Genomic DNA, 21,426 nt, shown 5'->3' on the forward strand with positions numbered 1-21,426 from the left:
CATTTCTTTCCCACCCGCCCACCCGTGCGGGTTTGTTGAGGGGTGGGATTTTTGCGGGGCTCGCTGTGGGTGGTTTTGTTCGATGTCGGGTGCGGGTTCGTTGTGGCTGGTCGTGCCCGCGCGGCGGTAGCCGCAGATCAGATACAGCCCCGCGCCCCTTTAGGGCGTTGCCCTTGGAAGTCGTTGTCTTTCTGGCTGTGATCGTTGAGTTTCCGCTGATCAGGCATGGTGTAGACCCTTGCGGGAGAGTTCGGGCGTCTGGTTCGGTCTCGGTGATGCGGAGTTGAGCGTGACGTCGGTGATGGCGTTGGTGGAGGAGCGGGAAGCGGCTGCCCGGGTGCGGGCGGAGGAGCTTCGCGCCGAAGCGGAGCGGGTTCTTGCCGAACTCGCGGAGGCAGAAACGTTGTTGGAGCGGCGGGTGATCGCCACGGCCGAACTCGCCGAGACCCTGGCCGGCCGGGACGCGATGCTGAAGGAACAGCCCGTCCCGGTGCGCGAGGCGGTGGCCGCAGTGGCGGTGGACGTGGCGGAGACGTCGGTCGCGGGCTCGGTCGTGCCGCGCTGGCATGCGGGAGCGACAGTGCTGGCGCTCACGGCGGATCACCGGCAGATCGTCGAGCTGGTGGAGGCCCGTCCGGACGACGGCGAGGGCGTCTCGGCCAAGGAGCCGGCCGGGCGCCTCGGCCTTGCGGCGGTACCGGCGAAGACCGAGGGAGTGCGCTCGAAGGCGAAGCGGTTGGCCAAGCGGGGCTGGCTGACCGCGTTGCAGCCAAAGCGGACTCCACCCCGGTGATGCCGTACAGAAGCGGCAGAAGGTCCTCCGGGACGGCTTGTCGGCGTCGGCACTCTCCGAGCTGCCGCGCGGCCCCATTTCCTATGCCCGGCGCCGACCACGATCACCCCATCGAGAAGGCGATCTGGCCTTCAACGACAGCCTGCACAAGATCGCTGACACGCCCGTGACCTGCACGTCGAGGGGGCGGGGCGGTTCGCCGAAATGATCGGCCGGGTGAGCGGGGTGGACGAGTCGGGCTGGGCGAGGATGCCGCGACCAATCGGTACGCCGATGGTCAGGAGCGTTGTTGTGCGCGGAAGGTGCCGGGGGGCAGGCCGGTCTCCCGGGCGAAGAACTTGCCGAAGTTGGTGGGTTCGGTGAAGCCGAGTCGGCGGCCGATGGCGGCAACGGGCAGGTCGGTGTGGGCCAGGAGGCGACTGGCTTCCAGGGCGACGCGGCCGTCGATGAGGGTTTTGGCGTTGCGTCCGGCGGCGGCTTGGCAGACGCGGTTGAGGGTGGGCAGGGAGTAGCCGACCCGGGCGGCGTAGGCGGCGGCGTTGCGGGTGGTGGCGAAGGAGCGTTCGAGTTCGTGCTGGAAGCGCAGGAAGGTGTCGCCTCCGGTGGTGGCGGGTCTGGGCAGGCTGCCGTGCGGGGTGGGGAGTCTGGCGATGCGCACGACGAGTGCGGCGAGCAGGTGGCGCAGGAGTTCCGTGGTGGCCGCGCTGCCTGGGTCTCGCACGGCGCTTCGGTATTCGGCGGCCAGTTCGCCCAGGGCGGCGGTGAGCAGGGTGTTCTCGTGTGGTGCGAGGTGCCGGACGGGGGGACTGAAGGGCGCGAGCAGGGTGCGGGCGGCCCCCAGGGGCGGCAGGAAAGCGGGGGTGAACAGCACTATGGCCGCCTGGACCAGGTCTGCCGGGCGGACGGGTCGGGGCAGGCGCAGTACCCGGCCGGGGGCCACGTGCAGCAGAGTGCCCGGGGATGAGGGGTGATCTTGGAAATCGACCATGGTGACGGCTTCGCCCGCGGTGACCAGGATGATCTGATGGAAATCGGTGCGGTGTACGCCGGCAAGCGTCTGCGGGGAAATTCTGCTGGCCAGACGCGTAATGCTGGTCACTTCGATACCCAGAGGGGCGCGGTCGGGGTTGCGGAAGCCGTACTCGGCGACGCGCGTACCTTCGTCCGGATGCTCGATTCTGACCATGATGCTTTCGGATCCTACCTCGCGCGCGTGGCGCACCTGGCCGAAGGTGGAGGTGCGACTGGTGGAGACGGCTCCGCCTCCATACGGGAAGGAACGTGTCATGGGCAACAAGGGACTGGTTCTGCAGGCCGCCGATGAGCTGTTCGGCAAGAAGGACCCCTCCGCAGTGGACCGCTGGGTCGCGTCCGACTACCGCCAGCACAGCAGTCTGGCCGCCGACGGTCCCCTGGCACTGCGCGACCTGGTGGCCGGTCTGCCCGAAGGTTTCCGCTACGAGGGCGCCCGGGTGATCGCGGACGGTGACCTGGTCGCCTTGCACGGCACTTACTACGGCTTCGGACCGGACCCGCTGGTGGCCTTCGACCTGTTCCGCGTCGACGCGGACGGCAAGCTGACCGAGCACTGGGACGCCCTGACCCCGGTCGTGGCGGAGACCGCTTCCGGCCGCTCGCAGACCGACGGGCAGAGCGAGCCGCGTGACCTGGACAGGACCGAGGCCAACCGTGCCCTGGTCCTGGAGTTCGCGGAGAGGGTCCTCAAGGGCGCCGACTACTCGGTGCTGACCGACTTCATCTCCACCGAGACCTACCTCCAGCACAACCCTGAGGCCGCCGACGGCCTGGACGGCTTCGGCGCCGCCGCCGCGAAGTGGGGCGAGCAGGGAAAGAACCTGGTCTACAAGACGGTGCACAAGGTCGTCGCCGAAGGCGACCTGGTGCTGGTGCAGTCCGAGGGCGAGTTCGGCGTGCCGGTGGCGTACTGGGACCTGTTCCGTGTGGCCGACGGCAAGATCGTCGAGCACTGGGACGTCATCGCGCCGGTCCCGGCCGAGCTGCCGCACACCAATGGCCTGTTCTGAGCGGCCGGAGGACGTCGTGAGCACTCTGACCTACGCCGGGAAGAAGTTCCGGTTCACCGTGGACAACGGCACGGTGTTCCACAACACCTACGCGCCCGACGGCACCGAACTGCGCTACGAGACCGTCGCCGGCCCCGGCACAGGCACGGTCGAAGATGTCGGCCTGCACGCCGCGGAGGTCGCCCCCGGGGTGTTCCTGGTCGGCTGGACGGAGAAGTCCGGCATGAGCGTCACCCACGCCATGAACATGAACACCAACACGGTCCACGCCTTCTGGACCTACGAGACTCCCGACGGCCGGGTGGGCGAACTGCACACCGGCACCCTCGAAGAGCTCTGAGGACAACCGACGGCGAGCGGCCGGACCGCCCCCGCGGTCCGGCCGCTCGCCGCTTGGCACCCGAATCCCCTTTTGCCTCCACCGCCTCCGAGGCATCCCGCGGCCGATGTCCGCGATCGGGCTTCCCACGTCTGCGATCCGACTGCTGAGGAGTACCGGTGACCACCGAGCCCGGCACCATGCCCGCCGTCTTCGTCGGCCACGGCAGCCCCATGAACGCCCTGGAGCCCAACGAGTGGACTTCAGGATGGGCGGAGCTCGCCCGGTCCATGCCCCGCCCGCGTGCCATCCTGTCCGTCTCCGCCCACTGGTACGTGCCCGGTGTCCGCGTCACCGCAGCCGAGCAGCCCCGCACCATCCACGACTTCGGCGGCTTCCCGCCCGCCCTGCACCAGGTGCGGTACCCCGCGCCGGGCTCGGCGGAGCTGTGCCGCCGGGTGGCCGAGCTGCTCGGCCCGCAACCGGTGGCCGCCGACCAGCGGTGGGGCCTGGACCACGGCACCTGGTCGCTCCTGGTCCACATGTACCCCGAGGCCGACATCCCCGTCGTGCAGCTCTCCGTGGACGAGAACCTCACCCCGCGCGAACACTACGAACTGGCCGAACGACTTCGCCCGCTGCGCGAGGAAGGCGTCCTGATCCTCGGCTCCGGCAACGTCGTGCACAACCTGCACACCTACGCCTGGGGCCTGACCCGCGACGAGCTCTTCGACTGGGGCGTCCGCTTCAACCAACGGATCCGTGAAGCCGTCCCCGCCGGCCGCATCGACGAACTCGTCGACTACGAGCAGTGCGGCCAGGACGCCTTGCTGTCCGTACCGACCCCCGAGCACTACCTGCCGTTCCTGTACGTCATCGCTCAGTGCCGCCACGACGAAGGCATCCAGGAGCCGGTCACCTTCCCCGTTGACGGGTACGACGGCGGCGGAGCGATCTCCATGCTCTCCGTCCGCATCGGCTGATACCCGCCATGACCCCGAACGCCCTGCGCCTGGACGCCTACCGGGCCGCGATCGCCCTGAACAGCCCGCCCCGGCCGCTCGCACCACCCGCGCCCGGCTACTGCTGCGCACCGTACTGACCGTGCGCGCCCCCGGCCCGCTGCCCGTCCCGTTCGACGCCGACCTCTTGCTCGACGCACTCGACAGCGGGCCGTACGACGCATGGGCCCCCTCGACGAGGTAGCCAAGACGTCGAACACGACTTGGCTCCAGGGCCTCGCCGATGTCGTCGTCCGCGACGGACGTCAGCGGCCGACCCGTGCCGGGCCGCTCTCCGGTCCTGCCCACCCGCGCCCGAAGCCACGGACCGTATTCGAGGACGCCTCGATGTATCGCCGTCATCGGCGACTCGCTAGCAGCGGACGACGACCAGGTCGCCGCCGAGCCTGCCTGACGCTGCTCTCACCGGTAGCTGCCGAATCACGTGACCAGGTCACCTGTACGACCAGCATCCCTCAAGACCGGAACGACAACAGCTACTTACGGCCGTTGGATGCGTCACGTTTCCTCGTGGGCGTGTGTCACAGCCCTGCCCTGTGTCGTTTCCCTCCCTTTCTCTCTATCGTCTGACCCATGTTCGCTGCCTACGCCGCCCGCATCGACCGTGATCAGCCGCTCAACGGGCTGGAGTTGGGGGAGCGGCCGGCCCCTGTGGCCCCGCCGGGGTGGAGTGTTGTCGATGTGCGGGCCGCCTCGCTGAATCATCACGATCTCTGGTCCCTGCGCGGCGTCGGGCTTGCCGAGGACAAGTTGCCGATGATTCTTGGGTGTGATGCCGCTGGGGTCGACGCGGACGGGAACGAAGTCGTTCTGCACTCCGTCATCGGGCAGACCGGGCATGGGGTCGGGCCCCGGGAGCCCCGGTCGATTCTCACCGAGCGGTATCAGGGGACGTTCGCCGAGCAGGTCGCCGTGCCTACCTGGAACTTGCTGCCCAAGCCGAAGGAGCTGTCCTTCGCCGAGGCCGCTTGTCTGCCCACCGCCTGGCTCACCGCCTATCGGATGCTGTTCACCAACGCCGGTGTGCGGCCCGGGGATTCGGTGCTCGTGCAGGGGGCCGGGGGCGGGGTCGCGACCGCGGCGATCGTGCTCGGGAAGGCGGCCGGGCTGCGGGTGTTCGCCACCAGCCGGGACGAGGCCAAGCGCAAGCGGGCTGTCGAGCTGGGGGCCGTGGAGGCCGTCGAGCCCGGTGCTCGGCTGCCGCAGCGGGTCGACGCCGTGATCGAGACCGTGGGGGCCGCGACCTGGTCGCACTCCGTCAAGTCGCTGCGGCCCGGCGGCACGCTCGTCATCTCGGGAGCCACCAGCGGGGACCGGCCCTCGCACGCCGAACTGACCCGGATCTTCTTCCTGGAGCTGAAGGTCGTGGGGTCGACGATGGGGACCAAGGACGAGCTGGAGGACCTGCTCTCCTTCTGCGCCGCCACGGGCGTACGGCCGGTGATCGACGAGGAGTTGCCACTCGACCGGGCGCGGGAGGGGTTCGAGCGGCTGGAGTCGGGGGGGCAGTTCGGGAAGATCGTGCTGACTCGGGGGTGACGGGTCGCTGACGGGCGGGTCCGGGTGGGCCCGCCCTTTTTCATGCCGGTGATGTCAACTTTGGTTGACGGTGACGTGGTGTCAATGTACGTTGACATGCATGACCGAAGCTACGGATCTCGCGGCGCGGGCCGGGGATCGTGACCCCAGGGTCGGACTGCGCGCCGTCGTCGCCCTGCGCAGGCTGCTGGAGCAACTGGAAGCCGTGCAGGTGCGCAGCGCGCGGGTGCAGGGGTGGTCGTGGCAGGAGATCGCCACGGAACTCGGCGTCAGCAGACAGGCCGTGCACAAGAAATACGGGAGGCAGTGATGTTCGAACGCTTCACCCAGGACGCCCGTGACGTGGTGCGCGGCGCCGTCGACCGGTGCGAGGAGTCCGGCGCGCGGACCGTCGCCGTCGAGCACCTGCTCCTCGCGCTCCTGGAACGGGAGGGCAGCCGCGCGTCCTTCGCCCTCGCCTCGCTCGGCGCCGAACGCTGGCGCGACTCCGTACAGGAGGAGCTCGCCGACGCCCGCCGCCGGGCCGGCCTCTCCCGCGCCGAGTCCGACGCGCTCGCCGGACTCGGGATCGACGTCACCGAGATCGTGGCCCGGGTGGAGGAGGCGCACGGGGTGGGGGCGCTGTCCGGGTCCGGGGGCGTGCGGGGCAAAGGGTGGCGGCGTTCCTTCGGGCGGGAGGCGAAGGGTGTGCTGGAACGGTCGCTGCGTATCGCTCTCGCTCATCGGGACCGGCATATCGGGGACGAGCACATCCTGTTGGCGGTGACCGTCCTGCCGGGGGTGGCGGGTGAGGTGCTTGCGGATCGGGGGGTTACCTATGAGGCGGTGACCCGGGTGTTGTACGGCGGGGGTGAGCTGCGGGCGGGGTGAGGGGCCGGCCTGTACGCGGGGGCCCCACCGGCCGGGCTTGTGCGCGCCGGGTCCCTGTACGCCGGGTTCCTGCGCGCCGGGCCTCCGTGCTGAGGGCCTCCTGTGTGCTGAGCCCCTGGAAATGGGGCCCGCCGCGTTCGTGGGCCCCTTCTCTCATGCCTTCGGCTGCCTCAGGACTGCCTCGATGTGGGCCGCCGCCGTGGACAAGTGGTGGCGGGTCTCCCGGAGTTGGTCCGACGTGACGCCGTGGTCGCGGGCCGCGTCGCGGATGTCGTCGCGGAAGCGGTCGAGGAGGCGGTCGAGGTCGCGGGCGGGGTTGTCGGTGGGGGGTTCGTGGGTCCAGGAGGGCTCGTACGCGAACGGGACGTCCTCGGCGGTGGAGTGGTGGTCCGAGGTGGCCGCGCCCTCCCGGGAGGGCGTGCCCGCGCCGAACGTGAAGCCCAGGTCCTTGCCGAAGCCCTTCCCGAAGTCCTTGCCGAAATCGCCGAACTCCTTGGCCAGCTCGGTCAGGCCCTCGCGGACGCCGGTCGGCCAGTCGCCCCGGGAGAAGTGGTCCTGGACCTGCTCCTGAACGCGGCGGGCGATGCGCTGCACCTCCTCCTGGGCCTGCGCGCGGGCGTGGTCCTGCGCCTCCTTGGCCAGGCGGCGGGCGCGCTGGGCCTCCTCGCGGGCGCGGCGGCTCTCGTCCTTCGCGCGGCGGGCCTGGTCCTTCCAGCCCTGCTTGACGCGGCGCATCTCCTCCTTCGCCGCCTGCCAGGACTCGTCGTCCTCGCCGCCCTTGGTGTGGAAGCCGTCGCCGTCGGTACCCTCGCGAGCCTGTGTCGCCGCCGCGCGCATCTCCCGGCGCAGGTCGCCGGCCGCGCCCCGAACGTCCGCCCGGATCTCCGCCGCCAGCTCGGCGACCGACTCGCGGATCTCCAGCTCCAGGTCGGCGAGTTCGCCGCTGCGGTCGGCGAGTTCGGCGCGGCCGGCGTCCGTGATGGCGTACACCTTGCGACCGCCCTCGGTGGTGTGGGTGACCAGTCCCTCGGCCTCCAGCTTGGCGAGGCGGGGGTAGACCGTGCCGGCGGAGGGGGCGTACAGGCCCTGGAAGCGTTCCTCCAGGAGGCGGATCACCTCGTAGCCGTGGCGCGGGGCCTCGTCCAGCAGCTTGAGCAGGTAGAGGCGCAGACGGCCGTGGGCGAAGACGGGGGGCATGTCAGAGCACCTTCTTGTCGGTCGGGCCGCCGGGGGTGTCGCCGGTGGGGGAGGGGGCGGGGTCGGTGGGGGTGGCCGGGGAACTCTGGGAGGTCGAAGGGGAGTTGGCGGTGGCCGGGGTGGCCGGGGTGGCCGGGGTGGCCGGGGTGGCTCGCGGGGCCGCCAGGTCCGCCGGGTCTATGGGGGCGGAAGGGGCCTGGGCGTCTCGTGGGTCCGCCGGATCCACGGGGTTCGACGGGGCACCGGCTTCTCGGGGGTCCGGTGTGTCCTGGAGGTCGGTGGCGTCCCTCGGGTCCCGGGGGTCGGGGGACGTCGGGGTGTTCTGGGGGTCCTGGGGCTTTCCTGTGCCGGTGTTGTTCGTTCCGTTCGTCTCCGCAGGGTTCTGCGGCCATGCGCCGTCCTCCGTGGGCGGCCTGCGCAGGAGGGCGATCGAGCCGGAGACCGTTGTCGCCTTGAGGCGGCCGTTGCCGTTGCCCAGGCGGCCGGTGATGCGTTTGGCGCCCCACTGGCCGCTGACACGGAGGTCCTCGAAGGCGTTGGAGACCTTGCCGCTGGTGGTGTTGGCCTCGACCGTCGCGTCGGCCGGGTGGGGGAGGCGGATGGCGATCTCGCCCGAGACGTTCGTGAGGGAGACGTCCGTGGGGCCCGCCGTCGGGTCCAGGTCGACGATCATCGAGCCGCTCACCGAGTCCGCCTTGACGGAGGAGCCCGCCTCCACGACCGTCAGATCCCCGGAGACCGAGTTGAAGCGCAGGTCGCCGGTGAGCGCCTGGGCCTCCACGCCGCCGGAGACCGTCTCCGCGCGGACCGGCCCCGAGAGGCCCACCAGCGTGATGTCCCCGGTGACGCCCTGGACGCTCGCGCGGCCGTCGATGCCGGAGACCACCGCCGCCGCGCTCACCACGCCCACCGCGACCCGCGTGTCCGTCGGCACCGCCAGGGTCACCACCGCGTGCCGCCGCCAGCCCTTGCGGTCGAGCCACTTGAGAAAGCCCTTCCAGGGCAGATCCTCGTACGTCACCGTCAGGACGCCGTCCCGGTGCGTCACGATCAGGGGCGGGCCCTCGATCGCGGAGACCTCCAGGCGGGGGGAACCTTCGTCGGTGCCCACGACGTTCACCGCTCCGGAGACCAGCCGGACGTTCAACTCCCGCACCGGTTCGTCGAAGGAGAACTTCTTCAGTTCGGACACGGACCACTCGGGCATGACGCTGACCCTCCTCCTCGACGACACGCCATATCGCGTCTTCTGTCCTTCACGATATATCGCGCTCCCGTGGAGTCAAGACATATCGAGACACTCTTTCCGGTGACTCCCCCCGCCCAAAGGTGACGAATTGTCCTACGGTGTGAGCATGTCGCCGACCGAACAGCCCGGCGCGCTGCTGCTCTGCCGGGCCGAACCCGACGCCGTCGCCCCCGCAGCGCACCTGCTGCGCGAACGCATGCTGCTGATCCGGGCCGGGGCCGAGTGGAGCGTGCTCGTGCCCGAGGGCACGCCCTGGCAGGACGGCGGCGAACCCGTCGACCGGGTCCTCACCGGCTGGGCCGCCGCCCTCGCCGTCGGCGCGCCCTGGCCCGTCCTCGCGCTGTGGTGGGACGCCGAACGCTCCGGCTGCGCGCTCGCCTCCGGGTTCCGGCGGCCCGTCGGCTACGACTGGCTCGCGGACGGCACGCCCGCCGGGGAGGACGAGGCGATGCGGACGTTCGCCTCGCGGCTCGGGCTCGACCCCGTCTTCGACATGCAGTCCCTCGAAGAGCTGACCCGGGCCGACCCCGCCGCCGACGCGCGCGGGCGCCTGCGCGGACTGCTCGCCGTCCTCACGCGCGCGGGCGTCGCGCTGCCCGCCGGGATCGTCCCCGGCGAGAGCGCCGACCGGCTGCGCCGCGCCGCCCTCGAACGAGGCGACGTCCAGCGCGTCGAGTGGGGCGGATGGCGGGAGACCGTGCGCGCGGAGATCGACGCCGTCGAGCGCAGCCCCCTCGGACCCTGGCTGCCCTGGACCGGCAGCCCCCGCGCGCGGGCGCTCGCCGTCGCCCAGGTCGGCCTCGGCCTGCCGCTCACCCTCTGGGGCGTACGGCGTCGCAGCGCGGGCTGGACCGCCGCCGGGGCACTGCTCCTCGGGCACGGGGCGCTGGGGCTGGCGCACGACATGGGGCGATCCCGGACCTGACGGGAACCGGCGGGCGATGCCGGTCGTTACGAGAGGAACCGGGCGGGTTCGTCTACTCGTCGTCCTCGTCGTCCAGGCGGGCCAGCCAGGTCGCGAGACGTTCCACCGGTACCTCGAAGTCCGGGTTGAGGTCGACGAAGGTGCGGAGCTGTTCGGCCAGCCACTCGAAGGTGACCTCCTCCTCACCGCGCCGCTTCTCCAGTTCCTCGATGCCGCGGTCGGTGAAGTACATGGATCGTGCTCCGTGGGTGGGTCGTCGGGGTTGGGAAGTGCCACCGGGGGAATGAGCTTGTTTCCCACGTGCGGCCCGCGAGGGGGCCGTGGGGGCACAGGGCAAGGATAGGCCGCCGGTCGGGGCGTCGGGCGGGCGGCGGCAGGGGGAACACGGCAGCGGGGGGAGCGCCATGAGCCAGGAGACCGAGCGGGCGGGACAGGATGTGACGCGCGTCGCACGCGTGGCGCTGCCGGACGGCACGCCCGTGTGGGCGCGGATCTCCGGTCCGGGGGAACTGCGCGCACCCTCCGCGCCACCGGGCCAACTGTCGTACAGCGACACGGGCTTCACCGAACGCGTCGAAGCCGGCGTCGAGAGCCTCCACTCCCTCATCACCGGCGTCGCCCACTCCCTCGCGGGCCCGCTCCGCGCGGTCCGCCCCGACGAGGCCAGCGTCGAGTTCGGCATCGAACTCACGGCCAAGGCGGGCAAGGTGGTCGGACTGCTGGCGGACGGCGAGGCGAAGGCGGCGATCACGGTGACCCTGACATGGGGCGCGGGCGGCCCTCCGGACGGGACGACTCCCACCGCCCCTCCGGGAACGCCTCCCGGGAACTCCCCTGACGGGGGAACGCCGTCCGGGGACGACACGCCACCCACACCACCGGGCACTCCCCGCCCCGACCTGGGCGACACCCCCTCCCCACCGGCGAACGGCAGCCCGGACGGCACACCGCGTGCGCGGGCGGGCGGCGCCGCTGCGGGGGCGGCGAGCGGGGAGCCTGGGGAGCAGGCGGGGGACATGCGCCGGGGGCAGGTGGTCGGTGGGTCCGGTGCCTCGGTGGGTGGTGCTGCTGCTGTGGGGGCGCCAAGGGGGCAGTCCGGCGAGCAGACGCAGACAGGGAGCGTGCCTCGGGATCGGGCGGGCGTCAGAGCTTTCGCTCCGGTGCGCGGCGCTCTTGCGGAGCCGGTGAGCAGCAGGTCGGCCGTGCCCGAGGAGTACGTGCCGGCAGGCGGTGTGCCGTGCGCATCGGTGCGGGACGTGGCCTCGGAGTGGCCGCTCGGTGCGTCTTCCGTACCGGTGACCGGTGGTGTCGCTTCCGCGTCCGTCCTCGGTGAGCGCCCCGCCGGGCGCGTGAGGGGTGCCGCCGTGTTGGAGGTGGTGCGTGGTGGACGTGTCGCTCCAGGGCTCCCGCCCGAGCTGTGTGCCACTGCGAGGGCTGTGCCCGCGCTGTCCGGTCGCTCTGCGGCGGACGTCACCCGCACTCCCGTGCTTTCCGGCGCCGCAAGACATGTCGTCGGTGTCCCTCCCGAGCCGCTTTCCCCGGCTCCCTCCCCCGCCCCTCCGGCGTCCCTTCCCGCACCCGCCGCACCCCCCTCCCCGCGAGCCGCAGCCCGGTCCCCCCGCCCGCACGATGCCCCCGTTCGCCCCCTCTCACCCCCGGAGGGCGTCGCATCGGGCGGCGCGTCGGGGCACGGGGGCGGTGGGGGTCGGCGTGGTCGGGGGTGGCTGTGAACGGGGGGCGCGTCGGGGGCGCGTCGGACGGTGGGGATGCCGCCCGGCGTGCACTGCGTGGACTCGTTGTCGCGGCTACCGTGCGCATTCACCGCGCTGGGGGCGGGTATGAGATCGATGAGGTCGACAGTTTTCTGGGAAGCGGGTTCTTCGTCGCACCCAACTGGGTGCTGACCTGCGCACATGTCGTCGGCGCCGGGGAGGGGGGCGAGGTCGTGGTGGTCTGCCAGAGCGCGCCCGGCACGGAGGCTCGCGCCGTACGCGGGCGGGTCGCCGCGACCGTGCCCGAGCGCCCCGCGCGGATGCCCGCGTCCGGGAACTGGCCCGCCCCCGACCTCGCGCTCGTACAGCTCGCCGAACCGGTCGACGACCACGAGTGCGTGTACGTCTCCGAACGCCCCGCCGCCTACTTCGGCGAGGGCCGGGTGCTGTACGCGGGCTGGACCGTCAGCGAGGGACGCCTCCAGGTCCTCGACGGCACGCTCTCCGTCCAGGGCACGATCGGCGGCTGGAACTCCGACGTACAGATGCGGCTCGGCGACAACGACCTGCCGTACGGGGTGTCGGGCGGGCCGGTGATCGACCTCGCGCGCGGGGAGGTCATCGGCGTGCTCAAGGCGCGCTCGGACCACCGTCCGGGCGGCACCTCCACCGGCATCGAGCAACTGCGCACGCTGCGGGTACAGGCCGGGGAGATCACCGCCGAGCACGACGACCTGTACCAGGCGGTGTTCCACGCGCACGACCGCTACCACCGGGACCGTCAGCGGCATCCCTCGGCGCGCGCGCAGACCTGGACGGACGTCCAGGGCGGCCTCGGCGCGCGGCCGGGCCGTACGCTCAGCCCCGACGAGCGCGTGCAGTTGCTGGGCCGGCTCGCCGACCTCCCGCCGCCCGCGAGCACGCGCGCGCTGCTCGACATCCTGGACTCCCTGCCGGACCTCCAGGGCCCGCCGCCCCTGCCCGCGCCGCGCGGCTGGCGCGACGGGCTGGGCACGCTGTACGAGAGCGCGCGCGACGACGGCGCCCTCGAACTCGTCCTCGACTACGCGATGCGCGTCCTGGCCGCCGACCGCCCCTTCGCCTCCGCGACCACCCCCGACGCCGAGGAATCCCTCTGGTCCTGGATCTGGCAGTCGGCGGGCCGCCTTCCCGGCCGCTACCGCGCGGGCCTGGCGGAACAGCACATCGACCGCCTGCGCCACCGCGAACGCCGCGTGCGCGAGAGCGGGCAGGGGGGTACGCCGAGGCCCGGCACGGACACGCGGACGGGCGCGGGAGGGGGGTTCGTGACCGCGATCGGACCGGGTACCGGCCCGGGCCCCGGAACGGACACCCCGGCCGACACCGGGACCGCGTACGAAGCGTCCGGTGCGGACACCGCGTACGAAGCCGTCGCGCCCGGCGTCGGGACCGGGACCGTTCCATCGGCCGGCACCGACACCGCGTACGGAACCGTCGCCCCCCTGACCACCCCCGTCCCCCCGCACCCCAACGGCACCCCCCTCGCCACCCCGGGCCCTGTCCCCGGCGTCCCCGTCCATGCCTCCCGCGCGCAGCGGACTCGCCCCCGCCCCGCCGTCCTGCTCGAAATCCTCCCTCGCCCCTGGGAGCCCGACCGCTGTGACTGGACGGTCTCGGTGCTGCACGCGGACGGTGGGGCCGATCCGCTGCCGGGGGAGGAGCGGGCGCGGATCGTGGAGTTGCCGGGGCGGATCGCGGGCACCCTCGCGGAGGCGTTCCGGCGGTGTGACGAGCCCGGGCGGCCGGCGGTGCTGCAAGTGGCCGTGCCGCATGTGCTGTTGGGGCTGGACGTGGACGCGTGGCGGCCGGTGCCGGGGGAGGAGCCGCTCGGGGTGGCGCGGCCCGTGGTGGTGCGGGTCGCCGACCGGGAGCAGCTCGTCGACGACATGGAGGCGATGGAAGGGGAGTGGTTCGACGCGCAGGAGGAGCGCGGCGCGCGCTGGCGCTGGCTGCACGCGCACCGCGCGCAGGCCGAACTCCTGGACTGCGACGACGGGTTGCGGGTACCCGTCCCGACGGTGGAGAAGCTGCGCTCGCTCGCGTACGGCACGGTCCCCGTACTGTGCCGGTACGGCGACCACCGGTACGAGGACGACGCGGCGGCGCTCGCGCGGATCGTGCACGGCGGGTACGGCGTCGCCCTGTGGCGGCGCGGGAGGGCCCGCCCGGACACGGTGTGCGGGGAGTTCCACCGGGGCAGCGTCGACGAGATCGCCCGCCCGCCGAGCGCGGCGCGCCTGCCCGAGGCCGTCCACGACCTCAGGGTGCGGCTGAACCAGGGCCGCGGCGAGACGTTCTGGGCGTCCGGCGTGGCCCTGCTGTACGACGACCCGGCCCAACCCCTGCCGGGGACGGGCGAGTTGCTGGAGGCGCCGTGACGCGACCCCTACCAGCTCTCCGCCCGCATCGATACCGTGAGCACGGCCGCCCGGGGAGTGGACGAGTGACGAGGACCGGATCATGACGGAATCCAGTGAGTGGCTCATCTACCGGGGCGCGGGGGAACCGCACGACGGCGTCGAGCGGCTGCCCGCGCCGCCGCCCTGGCGGGACTTCGCGGGGCGGGACACGCCGGGCGAGGGGTCGGAGGACCGGCGGCTCGGGGCGCACCGGCACCTCGCCGAGCTGCACCGGCCCGGCGCGGAGGAGCTGGAGATGATCAACGCGGCGCTGTACCTGCGCCGCCCGCTGCTGGTCACCGGCAGCCCCGGCGCGGGCAAGAGCACGCTCGCGCACTCGGTCGCGTACGAACTGGGCCTCGGCAACGTCCTGCGCTGGTCCATCGTCAGCCGCTCCGCCCTCCAGGACGGGCTGTACCACTACGACGCCATCGCGCGCCTCCAGGACGTCCAGATCGCCGCGCAGGGGGATGGGGGCACCTCCCTGTTCGAGCGAAGCCGAGAACTTGGGGGAGGCAAGGCGGTGGGGTCGCCGGGGGCCGTCGAGGGGATCGGGAGCTACATCCGGCTCGGGCCGCTCGGTACGGCGCTGCTGCCGTCCGCCACGCCGCGCGTGCTGCTCATCGACGAGCTGGACAAGAGCGACATCGACCTGCCGAACGACCTCCTGAACGTCCTGGAGGAAGGGGAGTTCGCGATACCGGAGCTGGAGCGGATCGCCGACCGGCTGCCGGACGGGGAGGCGGAGGTGCTCACGGCGGACGGGGAGAAGGTCCGCGTCAAGGACGGGCGGGTACGGTGCCGGGCGTTCCCCTTCGTCGTCCTCACCAGCAACGGTGAACGCGACTTCCCGGCCCCCCTGATGCGCCGCTGCATCCACCTGGAGCTGGGCCGCCCCGACCACAACCGGCTCGCGAACTTCGTCCGCGCCCACCTCGGCGACGAGGCCGCGCGCTCGGGCGACGACCTGATCACCCACTTCCTGGAGCGCTCCCGCAGCGAACTCCTCGCCGCCGACCAGCTGTTGAACGCGATCTACCTCACGGACGCCGCGGCCCCACCGAGCCGCGACCGCCTCGCCGACCTCCTCATCCAACGCCTCGACCGCCCGAGGTGACCCCCGATGCCCGAAGCGACCCCCCGCCACGGCCCGGACGACGACCCCACCCCTGACAACACCCCCGTGCACGACGACTCCGCCCACGGCGCCCCGGCCCGCACCCCCGCCCACAGCCCCGCCCACACCCCCGCCCACACCCCCGCCCACACCCCCGCCTTCGACCCCCTGGTCGAGCTCATCACCCGTCTCCGCGCCGCCGGACTCGACCCCGACCAGCGGCAGTTGAGCGACGCCCTCTGGCTGGCCCGCTTCACGCGGCGCCCCGCCGCGCAGGACGTCCCCGGGGGAGCCGTGCCCGAAGGGCCCGGTCCGCTGGGGGAGTTGGCGGCCGGGCTCGCCCCCACCGACCCGCCCGCCCCCGCCGCCGAGGTCCAGCGACCCCCCAAACGCCCCGTGCTGGACGGCCAGGTCAGCCTCTACCCCATGCCCCGCAACGCGGCGAAGGCCCGTGCCGGTGCGCTCGACATCGGCGTTCCCGCCGCCCCCGTCCTCCCCGCCCCCCTCGAACTCCAGCGCGCCCTGCGGAGATTGCAGGGATACCGGAGCCCGGCGCCGCCGCTGAAGACCTCCCTCGACGAGGCCGCGACCGCCGAACTCAGCGCGCAGGCGGGCGGGTTGATCCTCCCCGTGTACCGGGCGGTGACCCGCAGGGACGCGCGGCTGCAACTGGTCCTGGACGCGTCCTCCTCGATGCGCGTCTGGCACCGCATGTTCGACGAACTGGAGCAGGTCTTCGGCCAGTTGGGCGCGTTCTCGGACATCCAGGTGAGCTTCCTGCACCAGGGCCCCGACGGCGAGCCGACGGTGAGCCGCAGCCCCGAGGCGCAGGCCGCGCCGCTGAACTCGGCGGAGCGGCTGAGCGACCCGACGGGCCGCAGGATCGTGATCCTGGTGAGCGACTGCGCGGGCCCCCTGTGGCACAGCGGCCGGGCCCACCGCCTGCTCCACCACCTCTCGGGACAGGGCCCGGTGGCCGTCCTGCAACCCCTCCCGCAGCGCATGTGGGCCCGCACCCGACTCCCGGTCACCTTCGGCGAGTTGAGCCGCGCGGAGACCTTCGGCGGCGCCCTGCGCGTACGGACGGCCGGCGAGGTCCGCAAGCCGGGCGCGCTGCCCGTGCCGGTGCTGCCGCCCGAGCCGGTCGCGCTCGGCGCCTGGGCGCGCCTCCTGTCGGGCGCCGGCTCGGGCCCCGTACCCGGCGCGGTCGGCTGGGTCCGCGCCGACCAGCAGCCCGCCCCGCCCGCCCGCGCGGACCGGCGGCGTACGGCGCTGGAGCGGGTCAGCCGGTTCAGCGCCAGCGCCTCGCCGACCGCCGGACGCCTCGCGGTGTACCTCGCGGCGGCGCCCCTGTGCCTGCCGGTGATGCAGCTCGTGCAGCGCACGATGCTCCCCGGCTCAGGACCCGCCGAACTCGCCGAGGTCCTGGTGGGCGGCCTGGTCGGCAGGGCCGGCGAGGATCTCGACGGGGACGGCGCCCAGTGGTACGAGATCGAGCCGGACGTCCGCGACGCCCTCCTGTCGAGGCTGGGGCGCGACGAGGCGATGCTCGTCCTCAAACACACCTCGGAGTACATCGAGCAGCGCTTCGGCAAGGGCGGCCCCAACTTCCCGGCCCTCGCGCTGGCCCAGTTGGGCGACGGCGGCGCGGGACGGCCGTACGCGCCCGGCGACGACGACAGCGCCGCCCCGCCCGTGCCGCAGCCGTTCGCCGAGGTCGCCGCGCGAGTGCTCAGGCGGTTCATGCCGCTGCCCCCGCACTACGAACAACCCGGAATCGGGGCGGTGGTCGAGCGCCGTACGCACCCGGTCGTGGTGCGCGCCCGCACGCTCATCGGACGCTTCGACCGCGAGGGCATGATCCAGGACGCCATCGACGCCGTGCAGTTGCTGCGCGGCGCCACCGAGCGCGACGAACAGGCCGCCGCCGACCCCGAGTTGTGGGCCGAGTACGCGCACTGCACGCTGCGCCTGTGGGAGGTGCAGGGCGGTGACGACCTCCTGCGCCGGGCCGAGGCCGCCGCCGAACGCGCCGTCGCGCACCCCCGCGCCCTGCACGAACGCGCCGTCCTGGCCCGGGTGTTGCACGCCTGTGCCGGGGACCGCAGACGGCGCGGCGACCTGGCCGGCGCCCTCGACCTGCTCTCGCGCGCCGACCGCGAGTACGCCGTCGCCTGCGCCGCGCCAGGACTCGGCGAGAAGGAGGCCCTCAAGCTCACCCTGGAGCGCGTGCGCGCCCTGGAGGAGCAGTGGCGGCTCGGCGGGGACAGCGCCCTCCTCCAGGTCTCCGTCGGCATGCTGGAGGCGTTCGCCGACGTCTGGCCCGACCGGCGCACCCGCCCGCCCGAACTCCCCCTCGTGCACGGCCGCGTCCTCCTCCTGCTGTCCGGCGCCACCGCCGACCCCGACCAGGCCCGCCGCTACGCCGAACAGTCCGCCCGCTCCCTGACCGCCGCCCTGGAGACCACCCCCGAGCCCGACACCCCGGACGAGATCCGCGCCCGCGTACGCATCCTCCTGGACCTCATCGACGCGCTGCTCGGCGCGGGCGGCCCGCTGGACGACGTACAGGGCCGCGTCGACGAGGCCCTGACCGTCGTCCGCGAACAGGCGCAGCGCGCCGCGCTCGCCGTACGCTCCGGGCGGGTCGCGGTCGCCCGGTACGGCGAGTCGGGGCTCGCCGCCGACCTGGAACGCGCCGCCGGGCACTTCGACCGGGCCGCCCAACGCGTGCCCCGCGACTCGCCCGCGCACGCCGACGTCCTCGCCGAATGGGGCGAGGCGCTGCTGAGGCTCGCCGCGGCCGGCGACCGGTACGTGCTCTCGCGGGCCATCCGCGTCCTGCGCGACTGCCGCATGGAGACCTCGGCCGGCAGCACCCGCCTCGCCCACCGGCTCCTGCTGCTGGGCCGCGCCCTGATGCTGCGCTACCGCTCCCGGGGCGACCGCGTCGACCTGCGCGAGGCCGAACACCTCTTCGGGCTCGCCGCCGACGAGGCCGACGACCCGCTGCTCGCCGCGCACTGCCTCCTGGACCTCGGGCAGGTCCAGTACGAGGCGTACCGCAGCCTGCGCCGGCCCACCCGCCTCGACCTCGCCGTCGACGCGTTCCGCGACGCGGCTCAGTCGGCCCGCGAGGCGGAGGAGTCGGCCGGTACCGAGCGGCGCCGCCAGGAATGTGTCCGCGCTCGCGCGCAGGCGCACCACTGGCGGGGTATGTCCTATGAAGCGGCCACCCGGCCCCGCGCGGCCCGCGAGGCGTACCGCGCGGCGCGGGCCGAGTGGGCGCGGCTGCCCGAGGACAGCGTCGTCCCGGACAGACCGACACCGCAGGAGACCACCGAGCGCCTGGCGGCGCTGGAATGACCGAGGGGACACCGTGAACCACGAGGACCTGCCGGATCTGCTCACCCTGGACCTGGAGGAGCTGAGGACCACCGACCACCCGGTGCTGCGCGAACTCGTCGACGACCTCACGGTCCGGGCGGGCCGGCCCACCGAGATGCTGTGGAGATACAACAGCGCGCTGTGACCTGAACCTTTCGGTCGGTCTACCCGCGTGAACCGGTCAAATTCTGTACGGCGGGGTGTGTTGGTGGCCGGATCGCGGGAACACGAGTGGTGTACAGGCGCGCACGCATGGGGGGTGCAGAGTGACTGGACACGTGGCCGCACCCGTGCAACTCGCCTTCCCTTTTCAGCAGTTCATCGTCAAAGTGCACGGCCGCTGCAACCTCGCCTGTACCTACTGCTACCTTTACGAGGGCCCCGACAGCACGTGGCGCACGCGCCCCCGACGGGCCTCCGAGGACGTCCTCGACCGGACGGCCGACCGCATCGCCGAACACGCCCGCACCCATGAACTCGCCGAGCTCTCCCTGGTGTTGCACGGCGGCGAACCCCTCCTCGCCGGTGCCGGCACGCTCGCCCGCTTCACCGACCGGGTCCGCGCGCGCGTACCGGCCGGCTGCGCGGTCCGGCCGGTCGTCCAGACCAACGCCACACTCCTCACCGCGCCGCGCCTCGCCGTCCTCGCCGCCACCGGCATCCGGGTCGGCGTCAGCCTCGACGGCGGCACCGCCGCGCACAACACCCGCCGCGTCGACCACGCCGGACGCCCTTCCTGGCCGGCCGCCGCACGCGGCACCCGGCTCCTCGCCGAGCAGTTCCCCGACGTGTACGGCGGCATCCTGACCGTCGTCGACCCGACACTCGACCCGGTCCGGACGTACGACTCGCTCGTCGGACTCCGGCCGCCCGCCCTCGACCTGCTGCTCCCGCACGGCAACTGGTCGGCTCCCCCCGACCACTTGGGCTGGTACGGCGGATGGCTCAGCGCCGTCTTCGACCGCTGGTGGGACGCCGGTCGGCGGGAGACCCGTGTCCGGCTCTTCGAGGCGTGTCTCACCCTGCTGCTGGGCCGGGACACCAGCATCGAGGCGCTCGGCCTCGCCCCCTTCGACTCCGTCGTCGTCGAGACCGACGGGACGATCGAGCAGGTCGACTCGCTGAAGTCCGCCTACGACGGCGCCGCCCGCACCGGCCTCGACGTCTTCCGCCACCCCTTCGACGACGCCCTGCGCCACCCGGCGGTCGCCGACCGGCAGGCGGGCGCGGCGGCGCTGGCCGAACAGTGCCGGACCTGCCCCCTGCTGCGGGTCTGCGGAGGCGGCCACTACGCCCACCGCTACCGTGCCGGTCACGGCTTCCGCAACCCGTCCGTGTACTGCGCCGACCTCCAGCACTTCATCCGGCATGTGGCCCACCGGCTCGCCGCCGCCATCGGGAAGGGGACGCCATGACCCTCTCCGACGCCGCCGTCGCCGCCCTCGGCCGTACCGGCGCCGACCCCAAGACCCTCGACCTCCTCGTCCGCGACCAGCACCGCCGCCAACTGCTCGTCGTGCGCGCCGTGCTGGACGCGACCGGAGAGCAACTGCTGGACGCCTGGGACTTGTTGACGCAGGCCGACCGGGCGGCGTCCGGACCGGATCGCGCCGACAGCCCCGTCCGTGCTCTCCTCCTGCACCCTCTCACCGGCTCCTGGGCCTGGCACACGCTCCGTAACCCCGGACGGCCGCAAGCCCTCGCTCACCTGGGGATGATCGCCGCCGCCTGCGCGGTGCGGGCCGGACTCGACTTCACGCTCCGGACCACGGCGTACGACGGGATGCTCGTCCTGCCGTCCCTCGGAGCGCTGCGCACCGAGGGAGAGGCCGAAGTCACCTACCGGAACAGGATGGTGACGATCCGTCAGTTTGGTGAGCTGGACGTCACTGTGCACCCGGAACCCGGCGTCGGCGCCTGGTCCGCCTCGGGCGCCTGGCTGCCCGCGCACGCACTGCCCGGCCTGGTGAGCGGCGCGCCGCTGGTGCTGCTGGAGGACCTCGACCCGTACCGCACCGCCCGATCACCTCGCGGCCAGGCCGGGCTGGGGGAGGCGGCGGTGCTGGACGACGCCGGACGCAAGCGCTGGGCGCAGGTGTGGTCCGGCGTGGGGGAGGCGCTGCGAACCGGCGGGGAACACCGGGTGCGGGAGGCGCTGACGCTGCTGCGCTGCCTGGTGCCGCTCACCCCGCCCCCCGACGTCTCCGCCGTGCACGGGACGAGCAGTGCGACCCGGCGGGAGGCGTTCGGAGCGCTGCTCAGCAGCATCCCGCCCGGACCGGTGTCGTTCGCCTCGACCCTCGTCCACGAACTGCACCACGCCAAACTCTCCGCGCTCTCCGAACTCGTGACACTCCATCAGGCAAGCGACGAGGAACGGTACTTCGCACCCTGGCGACAGGACCCCCGCCCCTTCGACGGCCTCCTCCAGGGGACCTACTCCCACCTCGCGATCGCCGACTACCAACAGCACCTCGCCCTCACCGACCCCGCGCACCGCGAGCGGGCCTGGACCGAGCACGCCCGCTGCCACGCCATGGTCGGCGCGGCCCTGCCCGCGCTCGTCGGATCACCCGATCTCACCGTCCGGGGACGGCTGTTCGTCGACGCGATGGCCGACGCCCACGAACGCATGCGCGACCACCCGGCACCCCGGGGCCAGCAGGCGCGCGCCCAGGCGTACGTGCACGCCGCACGCACGCTGTGGACACAACGGCACGCTTCCGCCCAAGGACGCCCGAACGAGTGAGGGGACGGAGGACGAGTGGCCAAACGCCCGCGCGCGTACGGGCTCCTGCGCGAAGATCTCC

At 73.0% G+C, this 21,426-nt stretch carries 17 protein-coding genes and 2 pseudogenes; 15 read left to right on the forward strand and 4 right to left on the reverse strand.

The features are described 5' to 3' along the window. The first annotated feature begins 238 nt into the window (after positions 1-238). A complete protein-coding gene (locus ACQCO7_RS28755; RefSeq protein WP_464074521.1) occupies positions 239-793 on the forward strand; it encodes a hypothetical protein in 555 nt (184 codons plus the stop codon). A gap of 277 nt (positions 794-1,070) precedes the next feature. On the opposite strand, the gene ACQCO7_RS28760 is transcribed toward ACQCO7_RS28755, so the two are convergent. After that, positions 1,071-2,015, reverse strand: a complete 945-nt coding sequence (locus ACQCO7_RS28760) for an AraC family transcriptional regulator (RefSeq protein WP_464074522.1) — start codon at positions 2,013-2,015, stop codon at positions 1,071-1,073. Between the two features lie 64 nt (positions 2,016-2,079). Here ACQCO7_RS28760 and ACQCO7_RS28765 point away from each other — a divergent pair, with 64 nt between their 5' ends. The 6 genes from ACQCO7_RS28765 (at position 2,080) to ACQCO7_RS28790 (ending at position 6,588) form a co-directional block, all read left to right on the forward strand. Further along, positions 2,080-2,838 (forward strand): nuclear transport factor 2 family protein, encoded by a 759-nt coding sequence (locus ACQCO7_RS28765; RefSeq protein WP_464074523.1) that lies wholly within the window; start codon positions 2,080-2,082, stop codon positions 2,836-2,838. A 16-nt stretch (positions 2,839-2,854) separates the two neighbouring features. Next, positions 2,855-3,178 (forward strand): phenolic acid decarboxylase, encoded by a 324-nt coding sequence (locus ACQCO7_RS28770; RefSeq protein WP_464074524.1) that lies wholly within the window; start codon positions 2,855-2,857, stop codon positions 3,176-3,178. Positions 3,179-3,336: 158 nt separating this feature from the next. Then, positions 3,337-4,140 carry a 4,5-DOPA-extradiol-dioxygenase gene (gene ygiD / locus ACQCO7_RS28775; RefSeq protein WP_464074525.1) on the forward strand — a complete coding sequence of 268 codons (804 nt, stop codon included), beginning with the start codon at positions 3,337-3,339 and terminating at the stop codon, positions 4,138-4,140. Positions 4,141-4,752: 612 nt separating this feature from the next. Further along, the gene (locus ACQCO7_RS28780) at positions 4,753-5,718 is read left to right on the forward strand and encodes a zinc-binding dehydrogenase (RefSeq protein WP_464074526.1); all 966 of its coding nucleotides are present in this window, start codon (positions 4,753-4,755) and stop codon (positions 5,716-5,718) included. A 100-nt stretch (positions 5,719-5,818) separates the two neighbouring features. After that, positions 5,819-6,028, forward strand: a complete 210-nt coding sequence (locus ACQCO7_RS28785) for an RNA polymerase sigma factor sigma-70 region 4 domain-containing protein (RefSeq protein WP_010353586.1) — start codon at positions 5,819-5,821, stop codon at positions 6,026-6,028. After that, entirely contained in the window at positions 6,028-6,588 is a 561-nt protein-coding gene (locus tag ACQCO7_RS28790) for a Clp protease N-terminal domain-containing protein (RefSeq protein WP_464074527.1), read from the forward strand. The genes ACQCO7_RS28785 and ACQCO7_RS28790 overlap by 1 nt, the downstream gene beginning before the upstream one ends. Positions 6,589-6,741: 153 nt before the next feature. Here the strand turns inward: ACQCO7_RS28790 and ACQCO7_RS28795 are convergent, their stop codons facing one another. After that, positions 6,742-7,785 (reverse strand): PadR family transcriptional regulator, encoded by a 1,044-nt coding sequence (locus tag ACQCO7_RS28795; protein ID WP_464074528.1) that lies wholly within the window; start codon positions 7,783-7,785, stop codon positions 6,742-6,744. Between the two features lie 390 nt (positions 7,786-8,175). Continuing rightward, positions 8,176-8,992: pseudogene (locus ACQCO7_RS28800) on the reverse strand (DUF4097 family beta strand repeat-containing protein); the annotation flags it as partial. A gap of 148 nt (positions 8,993-9,140) precedes the next feature. Between ACQCO7_RS28800 and ACQCO7_RS28805 the strand changes: the two are divergent. Beyond that, positions 9,141-9,959: a hypothetical protein gene (locus ACQCO7_RS28805; protein WP_464074529.1), complete on the forward strand. Its 819-nt coding sequence runs from the start codon at positions 9,141-9,143 to the stop codon at positions 9,957-9,959. 52 nt (positions 9,960-10,011) lie between these two features. Here ACQCO7_RS28805 and ACQCO7_RS28810 read toward each other — a convergent pair whose 3' ends face one another. Beyond that, the gene (locus tag ACQCO7_RS28810) at positions 10,012-10,191 is read right to left on the reverse strand and encodes a DUF6104 family protein (RefSeq protein WP_003992906.1); all 180 of its coding nucleotides are present in this window, start codon (positions 10,189-10,191) and stop codon (positions 10,012-10,014) included. Between the two features lie 172 nt (positions 10,192-10,363). Between ACQCO7_RS28810 and ACQCO7_RS28815 the strand changes: the two are divergent. The 7 genes and pseudogenes from ACQCO7_RS28815 to ACQCO7_RS28845 form a co-directional block, all read left to right on the forward strand. Beyond that, positions 10,364-10,933 (forward strand): annotated as a pseudogene (locus ACQCO7_RS28815) (CU044_2847 family protein); the annotation flags it as partial. A gap of 836 nt (positions 10,934-11,769) precedes the next feature. Continuing rightward, entirely contained in the window at positions 11,770-14,091 is a 2,322-nt protein-coding gene (locus ACQCO7_RS28820; RefSeq protein WP_464074530.1) for a VMAP-C domain-containing protein, read from the forward strand. Positions 14,092-14,173: 82 nt separating this feature from the next. After that, positions 14,174-15,229 carry an AAA family ATPase gene (locus tag ACQCO7_RS28825; protein ID WP_464074531.1) on the forward strand — a complete coding sequence of 352 codons (1,056 nt, stop codon included), beginning with the start codon at positions 14,174-14,176 and terminating at the stop codon, positions 15,227-15,229. A gap of 6 nt (positions 15,230-15,235) precedes the next feature. After that, positions 15,236-18,595, forward strand: coding sequence for an SAV_2336 N-terminal domain-related protein (locus ACQCO7_RS28830; RefSeq protein WP_464074532.1), 3,360 nt, complete (start codon positions 15,236-15,238; stop codon positions 18,593-18,595). A gap of 13 nt (positions 18,596-18,608) precedes the next feature. Further along, positions 18,609-18,761 carry an FxSxx-COOH cyclophane-containing RiPP peptide gene (gene fxsA, locus ACQCO7_RS28835; protein WP_464074533.1) on the forward strand — a complete coding sequence of 51 codons (153 nt, stop codon included), beginning with the start codon at positions 18,609-18,611 and terminating at the stop codon, positions 18,759-18,761. Positions 18,762-18,894: 133 nt separating this feature from the next. Then, entirely contained in the window at positions 18,895-20,031 is a 1,137-nt protein-coding gene (locus tag ACQCO7_RS28840) for an FxsB family cyclophane-forming radical SAM/SPASM peptide maturase (RefSeq protein ID WP_464074534.1), read from the forward strand. Beyond that, positions 20,028-21,365, forward strand: a complete 1,338-nt coding sequence (locus ACQCO7_RS28845) for an aKG-HExxH-type peptide beta-hydroxylase (protein ID WP_464074535.1) — start codon at positions 20,028-20,030, stop codon at positions 21,363-21,365. Before ACQCO7_RS28840 ends, ACQCO7_RS28845 begins: the two co-directional genes overlap by 4 nt. The last annotated feature ends 61 nt before the right edge of the window (positions 21,366-21,426 follow it).

Source organism: Streptomyces saintjeani (assembly GCF_055409605.1).

What these genes read in the sequence shown, in the direction of transcription:
- ACQCO7_RS28765 (WP_464074523.1), top strand. Translation starts at nt 2,080, where the DNA reads ATGGGCAACAAGGGACTGGTTCTGCAGGCCGCCGATGAGCTGTTCGGC.
- ACQCO7_RS28780 (WP_464074526.1), top strand. Translation starts at nt 4,753, where the DNA reads ATGTTCGCTGCCTACGCCGCCCGCATCGACCGTGATCAGCCGCTCAAC.
- ACQCO7_RS28785 (WP_010353586.1), top strand. Translation starts at nt 5,819, where the DNA reads ATGACCGAAGCTACGGATCTCGCGGCGCGGGCCGGGGATCGTGACCCC.
- ACQCO7_RS28790 (WP_464074527.1), top strand. Translation starts at nt 6,028, where the DNA reads ATGTTCGAACGCTTCACCCAGGACGCCCGTGACGTGGTGCGCGGCGCC.
- ACQCO7_RS28795 (WP_464074528.1), bottom strand. Translation starts at nt 7,785, where the DNA reads ATGCCCCCCGTCTTCGCCCACGGCCGTCTGCGCCTCTACCTGCTCAAG.
- ACQCO7_RS28805 (WP_464074529.1), top strand. Translation starts at nt 9,141, where the DNA reads ATGTCGCCGACCGAACAGCCCGGCGCGCTGCTGCTCTGCCGGGCCGAA.
- ACQCO7_RS28810 (WP_003992906.1), bottom strand. Translation starts at nt 10,191, where the DNA reads ATGTACTTCACCGACCGCGGCATCGAGGAACTGGAGAAGCGGCGCGGT.
- ACQCO7_RS28825 (WP_464074531.1), top strand. Translation starts at nt 14,174, where the DNA reads ATGACGGAATCCAGTGAGTGGCTCATCTACCGGGGCGCGGGGGAACCG.
- ACQCO7_RS28830 (WP_464074532.1), top strand. Translation starts at nt 15,236, where the DNA reads ATGCCCGAAGCGACCCCCCGCCACGGCCCGGACGACGACCCCACCCCT.
- ACQCO7_RS28845 (WP_464074535.1), top strand. Translation starts at nt 20,028, where the DNA reads ATGACCCTCTCCGACGCCGCCGTCGCCGCCCTCGGCCGTACCGGCGCC.